The organism is Citrobacter koseri ATCC BAA-895, from assembly GCF_000018045.1.
Classification (GTDB): Bacteria; Pseudomonadota; Gammaproteobacteria; order Enterobacterales; family Enterobacteriaceae; genus Citrobacter_B; species Citrobacter_B koseri.
In genome coordinates this window covers 3,819,494-3,831,249 of record NC_009792.1, presented here as the reverse complement: position 1 = coordinate 3,831,249, position 11,756 = coordinate 3,819,494, and the positions used below count along the sequence as shown (strand labels likewise).

Below are 11,756 nucleotides of genomic sequence, written 5' to 3'. Positions count from 1 at the left end.
TTTATCGTCGCCATCCGGCGTTGCCCGGCTTAATTAAGGTGTTTCGCTAACGTCCAGACATCGGTATTGGTGGTGGAAAGCGCCGCCACACCGGCTTTCATCGCATTGCGGGCGTCTTCTTCATCGCATACCAGCCCCCCGGCAATCAGCGGCTGGCGTATCTTCTCTGTCACCCAGCCCAACACTTTCGGCATACAGCCCGGCAGGATCTCAATACAGTCCGGGTTTGACTGCGCGACCTGCTTATCAATATTGTGAAATGAAATGGAATCAACGATAAACAGACGGTGAATACAGAAAAAACCTTCCGCTCTGGCGGCTTTCAGCATTGCCGCTTTCGTGCTGATGATGCCATCCGCTTCGGTGACCAATTTTAAAAACTGGATCACGACCTCTTTATTTGACGCCCCCTCCAGCAGATCAACGTGGATAAACGCATATTTACCCGCATTTTTTATTTTCTTCACAATCGCGCTGATGGTGCAAATGTTCCCGTACAGCACGGAGATGAACTGACATTCGGAATCAATGGCTAACTGTAGGCTGGCGTTATCTTTAACGGCGGCAATCACCGGATTCTGGCGGAGCAGGTGTAACAGGGGCATAGATTATCCTTATATACTCGTCATACTTCAATTTGCTGGTGCGTTGGCTTTCCTCGCAACTCGAATTATTTAGAGTATCAAATTAGCCAAATCGGTAAGTGATGCCAAACCCAGATGCCGGGTAGCGCCACTGTTGCAGCGTTTTTTCATCACACAGTAGTCGACAGGCGCCACACTCCAGGCAGCCGCGAAAGTCGACTTGCAGGCCCCCTTCCGGCGTGCGGGAAAAGAGTCCGGCGGGGCAGGACGTGATCAGCCGTTCTGCCGTTTTGCTGTCGACAGCGGCAGCCGTAACGATATGGGAAATATCGGCGGGGCGCCAGATGTTGCGGGCTACAGACATCGTAAGCTCCTGATAATATCGCCTGCCAGATGGCGCAGGCCGTGACGGCGAAAATGACGCCAGACGATCTGGCGCAGCGGCGGCACAGGATGATGCCCCTGATGCCAGAGCTCGTGAGAAATATCCTGCATTAATGCAGGCCATTGACGATACCATCCCGGGCGCTGCAACAGCGCGGGAACATCCCGATAGCGTTGCAAAACCTCCCACAGCAGACTGTGCTGGATGTCCTGATGATAGGCCGGGAACAGATTTTGCGGCGCATGTTTCTGGCAGGCGTTAATCAGGGTTTGCGCGGCCGCCTGAGCGCCGATGAGCGCCATATCCATACCGCGTACGGAGAAGCCGGTATTGACGCAGCTGCGCAACGCATCGCCTGTCAGCAGCCAGCCTTCGCCTGCGTACTGGACGGGCATGCTGTGTAAGCCGCCTTCCGGCACCAGATGTGCGCCGTACTCCAGCGTTTCGCTGCCTCTGAGCAAAGGACGCAGCGCTGGATGTGCTTTGAGCCGTTCCAGCATTTCGACTGTCGGAATGTCGCTCTGCGCAACAGAAGAGAGTGGACACACTACGCCTAAAGAGAGCGTCTCCTGGTTGGTATAAAGAAACGCGCCGCCAGGGAGATCGCCGCAAATTTCTCCGCTAAACAACATGGCGGCACCTTCCTCCCCGGACAATCGGAAGCGCTCTTCAAGCGTTTGTTTATCCAGCGCCAGCACCTCCTTGATCCCCAGCGCCATTGATGTCGCGGCGGGGCGAGGCAGGAATCCATACCGTTCCGCCAGCACGCTGTTTGCTCCTTCTGCCAGTACGACATAACGGGCGCGCAGCGTTTCATCTTCGCACATGACGCCGCAGACTCGGCCATCTTCAATATGGAGCGCTTCAACCGTAACGCCGTTAACGCACTGTACCCCTGCGGCCTCGGCCTGAGCGACAAACCAGGGATCGAAGCGGGCGCGCAGCAGACTCCATGAGTCACCGTCTGGTTGCAGGCTGGACCAGGTTGTTGCGCCATCACGGGTTAATAGCGTGAGGTTTTCCTGAGTGATACGGCGTTCAAGGGGGGCGGACTGGTGAACGTCGGGAAGAAGTTCGGCGAGCGCATGACAATATAAACGACCGCCGGAAAGATTTTTGCTGCCGGGAAACTCACCGCGTTCAATCAGCAGGACTGAGAGTCCAGTCCGCGCACAGCGTAAAGCACAAGCGGTGCCCGCTATCCCTGCACCGATGATGATGATATCGAAATCGTCAGCCATGTTGTGCTCCAGAAATCCTGAGAACACAACCCTAACATAACGTTATTTAAGGAAAATTGACCCGCGACACAAACGAAAAAATCACTCGCCGCGATACACGCAGCCTGCTGTGCAGGTCTCTTTCACCATTACCGCGCTCAGCAGCGGTACGGCAGGTTTAACCTGATCCCAAATCCATTTTGCCAGTACTTCGCTGGTTGGATTTTCCAGACCTGGAATATCGTTCAGATAATAATGATCCAGACGATCGTACGTCGGTTTGAACGCGGCTTTCAGTTCGGCGAAATCCATGATCCAACCGGTATGCGGATCGACGTCACCGGTAATTTCAAGGCGCACCATAAATGAATGACCATGCAGGCGGCCACATTTATGCCCTTCCGGTACGTGGGGCAGGCGGTGAGCGGCTTCAAAGGTGAAATCTTTAAACAAGGTGGTGGACATGGATGATTAACTCTCAAGAATACAAAAACCGCCGTAGGGTACCGGAAAGCACATTTTTTATCATTAACTAAAACGGCGTTGACGCGCGGATAATGAGATTTACACAAGAATCGTGAATTATTTCTTTCTATTTCAATGGGTTGTTTAATCGCTTTTGTTGTTAATAACTATAACTAAAACAGGTTAGTCCATTTGGTTATTTGTTATTTCCATCCCTTCTTTAATTGTTATTATCCCCGCCGTTAACCTTATCGCTAGTTTGGTCTTTTTGCATAAATTCCGCTTTGCTACTGGAACATAACGACGCATGACAACACAGGCCCCACCATCCGCTTTGCTTCCGCTAAACCCGGAGCAGCTGGCACGCCTTCAGGCGGCCACAACCGATCTTTCTCCCACCCAGCTTGCCTGGGTTTCCGGCTATTTCTGGGGAATGCTGAACCAGCAGCCGGGCACGCTCGCCGCCACGCCAGCGCCTGTCGCTGAAATGCCGGGTATTACGCTTATTTCTGCATCGCAAACCGGCAATGCGCGGCGCGTGGCGGAAGCCCTGCGCGATGACCTGCTGGCGGCGAAACTGAGCGTCACGCTGGTTAATGCGGGCGACTACAAATTCAAACAGATCGCCAATGAAAAGCTGCTGGTTGTGGTCGCGTCCACGCAGGGCGAAGGCGAGCCGCCGGAAGAAGCCGTTGCGCTGCGTAAGTTTCTGTTCTCTAAAAAAGCGCCGAAGCTCGACAACACCGCCTTCGCCGTCTTTGGCCTCGGTGATACCTCCTATGAATTTTTCTGCCAGGCGGGTAAAGATTTCGACAGCAAGCTGGCGGAACTGGGGGGGGAGCGTCTGCTCGATCGCGTCGATGCGGATGTGGAATACCAGGCGGCGGCACAAGAATGGCGGGCTCGCGTTGTTGACGTACTGAAAGCGCGTGCGCCGAGCGCATCGGCAGCGCAGGTCGCTGTCGCGGCAACGGGGGCCGTGAATGACGTGCATTCCAGCCCTTATACCAAAGAAGCGCCGCTGAGCGCCTCGCTCGCCGTCAATCAGAAAATCACCGGCCGCGACTCGGAAAAAGATGTGCGCCATATCGAAATCGATCTGGGCGATTCTGGCCTGCGTTATCAGCCGGGCGATGCCCTGGGCGTCTGGTATCAGAACGATCCTGAACTGGTCAAAGAGATCGTCGAACTGGTCTGGCTGAAAGGCACGGAGCCGGTCACCGTTAACGGTAAGGTGCTGCCGCTTGCCGAAGCCTTGCAGTGGCATTTTGAGCTGACGGTGAACACCGCCAATATCGTGGAAAACTACGCCACGCTGACCCGCAGCGAATCGCTGTTGCCGCTGGTGGGTGATAAAGCCCAGTTGCAGCATTACGCCGCGACGACGCCTATCGTTGATATGCTGCGTTTCTCTCCGGCTCAGCTGGATGCTGACGCGCTGGTGGGGCTGCTGCGCCCGCTGACGCCGCGTCTTTACTCGATAGCCTCTTCCCAGGCGGAAGTCGAGAGCGAAGTGCATATCACCGTAGGCGCCGTGCGTTATGAAATAGAAGGCCGGGCGCGGGCGGGCGGGGCATCAAGCTTCCTGGCCGACCGCGTGGAAGAAGAAGGGGAAGTGCGCGTATTTATCGAACACAACGATAATTTCCGTCTGCCGGCCAACCCGGAAACACCGGTGATCATGATTGGTCCAGGCACCGGGATCGCCCCTTTCCGCGCCTTTATGCAGCAGCGTGCGGCAGATGAAGCGCCGGGTAAAAACTGGTTGTTCTTTGGCAACCCGCACTTTACCGAAGATTTCCTCTACCAGGTGGAATGGCAGCGCTACGTCAAAGAGGGCGTCCTGAGCCGCATCGATCTGGCCTGGTCCCGCGATCAAAAAGAAAAAATATACGTACAAGACAAACTGCGCGAACAGGGCGCAGAGCTGTGGCGCTGGATTAATGACGGCGCGCACATTTATGTCTGCGGCGACGCGAATTGCATGGCGAAAGACGTTGAGCAGGCACTGCTGGAAGTGATTGCCGAATTCGGCGGTATGGATGCCGAAGCGGCGGATGAATTTTTAAGTGAGCTGCGCGTTGAGCGCCGTTATCAGCGAGATGTCTACTAATGAGCGAAAAACATCCAGGCCCACTGGTGGTCGAAGGTAAACTGGCAGATGCCGAGCGCATGAAGCTTGAGAGCAACTACCTGCGCGGCACCATTGCTGAAGATTTGAATGACGGCCTGACCGGCGGTTTTAAAGGCGACAACTTTCTGCTGATCCGTTTTCACGGTATGTACCAGCAGGATGACCGCGACATTCGCGCCGAGCGCGCCGAGCAGAAGCTGGAGCCGCGTCATGCGATGCTGCTGCGTTGCCGTCTGCCGGGTGGGGTTATCACCACCAGACAGTGGCAGGCGATCGATAAATTCGCCGCGGAAAATACGATTTACGGCAGCATTCGCCTGACTAACCGTCAGACCTTCCAGTTCCACGGCATTCTGAAAAAGAACGTGAAGCCGGTACATCAGATGCTGCACTCCGTTGGGCTGGACGCGCTGGCGACCGCCAACGACATGAACCGTAACGTGCTGTGCACCTCTAACCCGTATGAGTCTGAGCTGCATGCCGAAGCCTATGAGTGGGCGAAAAAGATCTCCGAGCATTTGCTGCCGCGTACTCGCGCCTATGCGGAGATCTGGCTTGATCAGGAAAAGGTCGCCACAACGGATGAGGAGCCGATCCTCGGCCAGACCTATCTGCCGCGTAAGTTCAAAACGACCGTGGTGATCCCGCCGCAGAACGACATCGATCTGCACGCCAACGACATGAACTTTGTCGCCGTGGCGGAAAACGGCAAGCTGGTGGGCTTTAACCTGCTGGTCGGCGGCGGGCTTTCCATTGAGCACGGGAACAAGAAAACGTATGCCCGCACCGCGAGCGAGTTCGGCTATCTGCCGCTGGAGCATACCCTGGCGGTGGCGGAAGCGGTGGTGACGACTCAGCGCGACTGGGGTAATCGTACCGATCGTAAAAACGCCAAAACCAAATACACTCTGGAGCGTGTTGGGGTCGAGACGTTCAAGGCGGAAGTCGAGCGTCGTGCAGGCATCAAATTTGAACCGATCCGCCCGTATGAATTTACCGGGCGCGGCGATCGCATCGGTTGGGTGAAAGGCATCGACAACAAATGGCACCTGACGCTGTTTATTGAGAATGGCCGTATTCTGGATTATCCGGGGCGCCCGCTGAAAACCGGTCTGCTGGAGATCGCGAAGATCCACAAGGGCGAATTCCGTATTACCGCCAACCAGAACCTGATCATTGCCGGCGTGCCGGAAAGCCAGAAAGCGAAGATTGAAAAACTGGCGCGCAACCACGGCCTGATGAATGCGGTCACGTCGCAGCGTGAAAACTCGATGGCCTGCGTATCGTTCCCGACCTGCCCGCTGGCGATGGCGGAAGCGGAGCGTTTCCTGCCGACCTTTGTCGATAAAGTGGACGCGTTGATGACCCACCACGGCGTGAGCGATGAGCACATCGTGCTGCGCGTGACGGGCTGCCCAAATGGCTGCGGACGCGCCATGCTGGCGGAAGTCGGCCTGGTGGGGAAAGCGCCGGGCCGTTATAACCTGCATCTGGGCGGCAATCGCATCGGAACGCGTATCCCGCGTATGTTCAAAGAGAACATTACCGAGCCGGAAATTCTGGCGTCGCTGGATGAACTGATTGGGCGCTGGGTGAAAGAGCGCGAAGCGGGTGAAGGCTTCGGCGACTTTACGGTGCGTGCGGGCATCATTCGCCCGGTGCTCGATCCCGCCCGGGATTTCTGGGAATAACGTGCATCGCCGGATGGCGGCATAAATGCCTTATCAGGCCTACGTAGACGGTAGGCCTGATAAGCGCAGCGCCATCAGGCAAGGCAAACAGTGAGGAACTTATGTCCGTACTCGATCTAAACGCCCTGAATGAATTGCCGAAAGTCGAGCGCGTCATGGCGCTGGCTGAAACCAACGCGCAGCTGGAAAAGCAGGATGCTGAAGGACGCGTGGCGTGGGCGCTGGAGAATCTACCCGGTGAATACGTGCTCTCGTCGAGCTTTGGTATTCAGGCGGCGGTCAGCCTGCATCTGGTTAACCAGGTTCGCCCGGATATTCCGGTTATCCTGACCGATACCGGCTATCTGTTCCCGGAAACCTACCAGTTTATTGATGAGCTGACGGAAAAGCTGAATCTGAACCTGAAAGTCTACCGTGCGACGGAAAGCGCGGCCTGGCAGGAAGCCCGCTACGGTAAACTGTGGGAGCAAGGCGTTGAGGGCATTGAGAAATACAATGACATCAACAAAGTCGAGCCGATGAACCGGGCGTTAAAAGAGCTTAACGCGCAAACGTGGTTTGCTGGCCTGCGCCGCGAACAATCCGGGAGCCGGGCACATCTGCCAGTGCTGGCGATTCAGCGCGGCGTTTTTAAAGTGCTGCCCATCATCGACTGGGATAACCGGACGGTGTACCAGTATCTGCAAAAACACGGTCTGAAATACCATCCGCTATGGGATCAGGGCTATCTGTCGGTTGGCGATACCCACACCACCCGTAAATGGGAGCCCGGCATGGCGGAAGAAGAGACGCGATTCTTCGGGCTGAAGCGCGAGTGCGGGCTGCACGAAGGGTGATTGTTTGCCTGATGGCGCTGCGCTTATCAGGCCTACCAGACAGCACGAAGGGTGATTGTTGCCTGATGGCGCTACGCTTATCAGGCCTACCAGACAGTGTCTGTAGGCCGGATAAGGCATTTATGCCGCCATCCGGCAAGTGCAGCTCTGTAGGCCCGGTAAGGCGTAGCCGCCACCGGGCGACACATCAGGCTTTACCGGCTTTCGCCAGTTCTTTTACCAGCGGCAACATGATGCGCACGACATCGCGACTGCGGTGTTCAATTCTTCCTGGTAGCGCCTTGTCGATGTGCTGTTGGTTATCCAGACGCACATCGTGCCAGCTGTTTCCGGCCGGGAATGAAGGCGTTTTCGCACGCTGCTGATAGCCGTCTTTTTTCCCCAGATTCCAGTTGGTGGCTTCAACCGACAGCACGGAAATACCGGCTTTATCGAAGACTTCGGCGTCGTTGCAGCAGCCTGTGCCTTTCGGGTAATCCTTGTTCAGACCCGGATTGGTCGCGGCGGCGATACCGTGGCTGCGCGCAATCGCCAGCGCCCGGTCGCGCGTCAGTTTGCGTACGGCTTCCGGCGTTTGCTGCCCGCTGTTGAAGTAGAGTTTGTCGCCGACAATCAGGTTATCAAGGTTAATTACCAGCAGCGTATTTTTCTTCTCAGCGGCGCTCATCCGCTTAAGCAGGTTTTCTGCGCCCAGTTTTCCTTCTTCTTCACCGCTGGTGGCGATAAAGCGGATGCCGTACTGCGTCGGGATGTCTTTCAGGCGTTCAGCCAGTTCCAGCATCACGCCCAGCCCGGCGGCGTTATCGTCAATGCCCTGCAAGGTTAAACCGCCGAGATTGGCGTCGGTATCAGCATCGCTCAGCGGCGCATAGGTATCCAGGTGCGCCATAATAATAATTTGTTGCGGCGCTTTCCCTTCGTGCGCCGCAATAACGGTACTGCCCGTCACGTTATGCCAGTTCTTGCGATTATTCCTGGCGGTATAAATATAGCGGCTATTAAATGTTCGGATATCGCTGCGATATCCCATCTGCTCAAATTGCTGACGTAAATAATCGGCAGAGAGCATCTCCGCCGGTGTTCCGGTCATTCTGCCGGGAAAGAATGTTGCAATGTGTCGTGCCTGAATATTGGCGATATCGCCAGGCTTCGGTGACGTTGCCTGCGCGGGAAGGATAAAGCATACGCCGAGCGCCAGGAGCGCTGCACGGAGGCGCGATGCGGAAAACATAGTGAGTCCTTAAATACAGAGCAGAAATTTTTACCCGCTTAGTATGAAACCGTGATTGCCGTAAAACAATTTCATTTGCTCTGAAATGCCCTAAATTCGGTGGGTTAAGCATTTTTTGATATTTGCTTTCTCAAATCGTTATTCCTTTGAGGAACTACTCATTCCAATTCGTAATTTCATTCGTTCTCCTGCGCTCCCTATAGTCGTGTTATCTGAATGTTTAGCAAAATAGCGGTATTGCAAAGGAACGGTTATGGACCAAAAACGACTCACCCACCTGCGGCAGCTGGAAGCGGAAAGCATCCATATCATTCGCGAGGTGGCCGCCGAATTTTCTAATCCGGTGATGATGTATTCCATCGGTAAAGATTCCAGCGTCATGCTGCATCTGGCGCGTAAAGCGTTTTATCCAGGTACGTTGCCGTTTCCGCTGCTGCACGTTGATACCGGCTGGAAGTTTCGTGAGATGTACGAATTCCGCGATCGCACCGCAAAGGCCTACGGTTGTGAACTGCTGGTGCATAAAAACCCGGAAGGGGTGGCGATGGGGATTAACCCGTTCGTTCACGGCAGCGCTAAACACACCGATATTATGAAAACCGAAGGGTTGAAACAGGCGTTGGATAAATATGGCTTTGACGCCGCGTTCGGCGGCGCGCGCCGCGACGAAGAGAAGTCGCGCGCCAAAGAGCGTATTTACTCCTTCCGCGACCGTTTTCATCGCTGGGACCCGAAAAACCAGCGCCCGGAGCTATGGCACAACTACAACGGGCAGATTAACAAAGGCGAAAGCATCCGCGTTTTCCCGCTCTCTAACTGGACCGAGCAGGATATCTGGCAGTACATCTGGCTGGAAAATATCGAGATCGTGCCGCTGTACCTGGCCGCTGAGCGCCCGGTGCTGGAGCGCGACGGCATGCTGATGATGATCGATGACGATCGTATTGACCTGCAACCCGGCGAGGTGATCAAAAAACGCATGGTGCGTTTCCGTACCCTCGGCTGCTGGCCGCTCACGGGGGCGGTGGAATCCAGCGCGCAGACGCTGCCGGAAATTATTGAAGAGATGCTGGTCTCGACCACCAGTGAACGTCAGGGGCGCGTGATTGACCGCGACCAGGCTGGCTCAATGGAGCTGAAGAAACGTCAGGGGTATTTCTAAGGAGCCGCCATGAACACCACACTTGCACAACAAATCGCTAATGAAGGCGGCGTCGAAGCCTGGATGGTTGCCCAGCAACACAAAAGCCTGCTGCGCTTCTTGACCTGCGGCAGCGTCGATGACGGTAAAAGCACGCTGATTGGCCGACTGCTGCACGATACGCGTCAGATTTATGAAGATCAGCTCTCGTCGCTGCATAACGACAGTAAGCGTCATGGCACCCAGGGTGAAAAACTCGATCTGGCGCTGCTGGTCGACGGGTTGCAGGCTGAGCGCGAGCAGGGAATTACCATTGATGTGGCATACCGCTATTTCTCGACCGAGAAACGCAAATTTATTATTGCCGACACGCCAGGGCACGAGCAGTACACGCGTAACATGGCGACCGGCGCATCAACCTGCGATCTGGCGATCCTGCTGATCGACGCCCGCAAAGGCGTGCTGGATCAGACCCGCCGCCACAGTTTCATCTCTACGCTGCTGGGCATTAAACACCTGGTGGTGGCGATCAACAAGATGGATCTGGTGGGGTTCAGCGAGGAGACGTTCGCCCGTATTCGCGAAGATTACCTGACGTTTGCCGGGCAGTTGCCGGGGAACCGGGACATCCGCTTTGTGCCACTCTCTGCGCTGGAAGGGGATAACGTCGCGACCCAGAGCGCCAGTATGCCGTGGTACAACGGCCCGACGCTGCTGGAAGTGCTGGAGACGGTTGAGATCCAGCGGGTTGTCGACACCCAGCCGATGCGCTTCCCGGTACAGTATGTGAACCGGCCGAACCTCGATTTCCGTGGTTATGCCGGAACGCTGGCCTCCGGCAGCGTGAAGGTCGGGCAGCGTATCAAAGTTCTGCCGTCCGGCGTTGAATCCAACGTGGCGCGCATCGTCACCTTTGATGGCGATCTGCAAGAGGCGCACGCCGGTGAAGCGATTACGCTGGTGCTGAAAGATGAAATTGACATCAGCCGTGGCGATCTGTTGCTGGATGCAGGCGAAAACCTGCCAGCCGTACAGAGCGCCGCCGTTGATGTGGTATGGATGGCGGAACAACCGCTGTCGGCCGGGCAGAGTTATGACATCAAGATTGCCGGTAAAAAGACCCGTGCGCGCGTCGATGCCATTCGCCATCAGGTTGATATCAACAACCTGACCCAGCGCGAGGTGGAAAGCCTGCCGTTGAACGGTATCGGCCTGGTCGAACTGACTTTTGACGAACCGTTAGTGCTGGATACATACCAGCAGAACCCGGTCACTGGCGGGTTAATCATCATCGACCGGCTGTCCAACGTGACCGTTGGCGCGGGGCTGGTACGTGAGCCTATTGAGCACACCGCCGCGACGCCTTCCGGGTTCAGCGATTTTGAGCTGGAACTGAACGCGCTGATCCGTCGCCACTTCCCGCACTGGGGCGCGCGTGATTTGCTGGGAGGCAAGTAATGGCGCTGCATGACGAAAACGTCGTCTGGCATGCCCATGCGGTAACGCGCGAAGATCGTGAAGCGCTGCATGGGCATAAAGGGGCTGTGGTCTGGTTTACGGGACTTTCCGGTTCGGGGAAATCAACGATTGCAGGCGCGCTGGAAGAGGCCCTGCATAAGCTGGGCATCAGTACCTGGTTGCTGGATGGCGATAATGTCCGTCACGGCCTGTGCAGCGATCTTGGCTTTAGCGACGCAGACCGTAAAGAGAATATCCGCCGGGTGGGGGAGGTTGCGAACCTGATGGTGGATGCCGGGCTGGTGGTGCTGACGGCGTTTATTTCGCCGCATCGCGCGGAGCGGCAGATGGTGCGCGAGCGCATCGGGGAGGGGCGGTTTATCGAGGTTTTTGTCGATACGCCGCTGGCAACCTGTGAAGCGCGCGATCCTAAAGGGTTGTACAAGAAGGCCAGGGCGGGTGAACTGCGTAATTTCACCGGCATTGATTCGGTATATGAAACGCCTGAATCGCCTGAAGTTCATCTGGATGGTGAACAATTAGTAACAAATTTGGTTGCCCAATTATTAGATCTACTGAGACAGGGCGATATTATCAGATCCTGAGACACC

11 protein-coding genes are annotated in these 11,756 nt (G+C 55.8%); 6 read left to right on the top strand and 5 right to left on the bottom strand.

The window, feature by feature from the left end:
• Positions 1 to 29 precede the first annotated feature (29 nt).
• The 4 genes from CKO_RS17650 to queD form a co-directional block, all read right to left on the bottom strand.
• Positions 30 to 605 (bottom strand): glycerol-3-phosphate responsive antiterminator, encoded by a 576-nt coding sequence (locus tag CKO_RS17650; RefSeq protein ID WP_012134878.1) that lies wholly within the window; start codon positions 603 to 605, stop codon positions 30 to 32.
• 82 nt (positions 606 to 687) lie between these two features.
• Positions 688 to 948 (bottom strand): ferredoxin family protein, encoded by a 261-nt coding sequence (locus tag CKO_RS17645; RefSeq protein ID WP_012134877.1) that lies wholly within the window; start codon positions 946 to 948, stop codon positions 688 to 690.
• The gene (locus tag CKO_RS17640; RefSeq protein WP_012134876.1) at positions 939 to 2,210 is read right to left on the bottom strand and encodes an FAD-dependent oxidoreductase; all 1,272 of its coding nucleotides are present in this window, start codon (positions 2,208 to 2,210) and stop codon (positions 939 to 941) included. The genes CKO_RS17645 and CKO_RS17640 overlap by 10 nt, the downstream gene beginning before the upstream one ends.
• Before the next feature lie 81 nt (positions 2,211 to 2,291).
• The gene (gene queD, locus CKO_RS17635; RefSeq protein ID WP_012134875.1) at positions 2,292 to 2,654 is read right to left on the bottom strand and encodes a 6-carboxytetrahydropterin synthase QueD; all 363 of its coding nucleotides are present in this window, start codon (positions 2,652 to 2,654) and stop codon (positions 2,292 to 2,294) included.
• A 307-nt stretch (positions 2,655 to 2,961) separates the two neighbouring features.
• Between queD and cysJ the strand changes: the two genes are divergently transcribed.
• The 3 genes from cysJ to cysH all read left to right on the top strand — a co-directional run bounded on the left by cysJ (position 2,962) and on the right by cysH (position 7,315).
• Positions 2,962 to 4,767: an NADPH-dependent assimilatory sulfite reductase flavoprotein subunit gene (gene cysJ, locus CKO_RS17630; protein WP_012134873.1), complete on the top strand. Its 1,806-nt coding sequence runs from the start codon at positions 2,962 to 2,964 to the stop codon at positions 4,765 to 4,767.
• Positions 4,767 to 6,479 (top strand): assimilatory sulfite reductase (NADPH) hemoprotein subunit, encoded by a 1,713-nt coding sequence (gene cysI, locus CKO_RS17625; protein WP_012134872.1) that lies wholly within the window; start codon positions 4,767 to 4,769, stop codon positions 6,477 to 6,479. Before cysJ ends, cysI begins: the two co-directional genes overlap by 1 nt.
• Positions 6,480 to 6,580: 101 nt before the next feature.
• On the top strand, positions 6,581 to 7,315 hold the full coding sequence (gene cysH, locus CKO_RS17620; protein ID WP_012134870.1) for a phosphoadenosine phosphosulfate reductase: 735 nt from the start codon (positions 6,581 to 6,583) through the stop codon (positions 7,313 to 7,315).
• A gap of 187 nt (positions 7,316 to 7,502) precedes the next feature.
• On the opposite strand, the gene CKO_RS17615 is transcribed toward cysH, so the two are convergent.
• On the bottom strand, positions 7,503 to 8,546 hold the full coding sequence (locus tag CKO_RS17615) for an aminopeptidase (protein WP_012134869.1): 1,044 nt from the start codon (positions 8,544 to 8,546) through the stop codon (positions 7,503 to 7,505).
• Positions 8,547 to 8,799: 253 nt separating this feature from the next.
• Here CKO_RS17615 and cysD point away from each other — a divergent pair, with 253 nt between their 5' ends.
• Genes cysD through cysC form a run of 3 tightly spaced genes read left to right on the top strand, consistent with a single transcriptional unit; the run spans position 8,800 to position 11,750 of the window.
• Positions 8,800 to 9,708, top strand: a complete 909-nt coding sequence (cysD, locus tag CKO_RS17610) for a sulfate adenylyltransferase subunit CysD (protein WP_012134868.1) — start codon at positions 8,800 to 8,802, stop codon at positions 9,706 to 9,708.
• A 9-nt stretch (positions 9,709 to 9,717) separates the two neighbouring features.
• A complete protein-coding gene (gene cysN, locus CKO_RS17605) occupies positions 9,718 to 11,145 on the top strand; it encodes a sulfate adenylyltransferase subunit CysN (RefSeq protein ID WP_012134867.1) in 1,428 nt (475 codons plus the stop codon).
• Positions 11,145 to 11,750 carry an adenylyl-sulfate kinase gene (gene cysC / locus CKO_RS17600; protein ID WP_012134866.1) on the top strand — a complete coding sequence of 202 codons (606 nt, stop codon included), beginning with the start codon at positions 11,145 to 11,147 and terminating at the stop codon, positions 11,748 to 11,750. The genes cysN and cysC overlap by 1 nt, the downstream gene beginning before the upstream one ends.
• The last annotated feature ends 6 nt before the right edge of the window (positions 11,751 to 11,756 follow it).

Bases quoted from the DNA above. Each gene is read 5' to 3' on its own strand.
- CKO_RS17650 (WP_012134878.1), bottom strand. From the start codon at position 605: ATGCCCCTGTTACACCTGCTCCGCCAGAATCCGGTGATTGCCGCCGTT.
- CKO_RS17645 (WP_012134877.1), bottom strand. From the start codon at position 948: ATGTCTGTAGCCCGCAACATCTGGCGCCCCGCCGATATTTCCCATATC.
- CKO_RS17640 (WP_012134876.1), bottom strand. From the start codon at position 2,210: ATGGCTGACGATTTCGATATCATCATCATCGGTGCAGGGATAGCGGGC.
- queD (WP_012134875.1), bottom strand. From the start codon at position 2,654: ATGTCCACCACCTTGTTTAAAGATTTCACCTTTGAAGCCGCTCACCGC.
- cysJ (WP_012134873.1), top strand. From the start codon at position 2,962: ATGACAACACAGGCCCCACCATCCGCTTTGCTTCCGCTAAACCCGGAG.
- cysI (WP_012134872.1), top strand. From the start codon at position 4,767: ATGAGCGAAAAACATCCAGGCCCACTGGTGGTCGAAGGTAAACTGGCA.
- cysH (WP_012134870.1), top strand. From the start codon at position 6,581: ATGTCCGTACTCGATCTAAACGCCCTGAATGAATTGCCGAAAGTCGAG.
- CKO_RS17615 (WP_012134869.1), bottom strand. From the start codon at position 8,546: ATGTTTTCCGCATCGCGCCTCCGTGCAGCGCTCCTGGCGCTCGGCGTA.
- cysD (WP_012134868.1), top strand. From the start codon at position 8,800: ATGGACCAAAAACGACTCACCCACCTGCGGCAGCTGGAAGCGGAAAGC.
- cysN (WP_012134867.1), top strand. From the start codon at position 9,718: ATGAACACCACACTTGCACAACAAATCGCTAATGAAGGCGGCGTCGAA.
- cysC (WP_012134866.1), top strand. From the start codon at position 11,145: ATGGCGCTGCATGACGAAAACGTCGTCTGGCATGCCCATGCGGTAACG.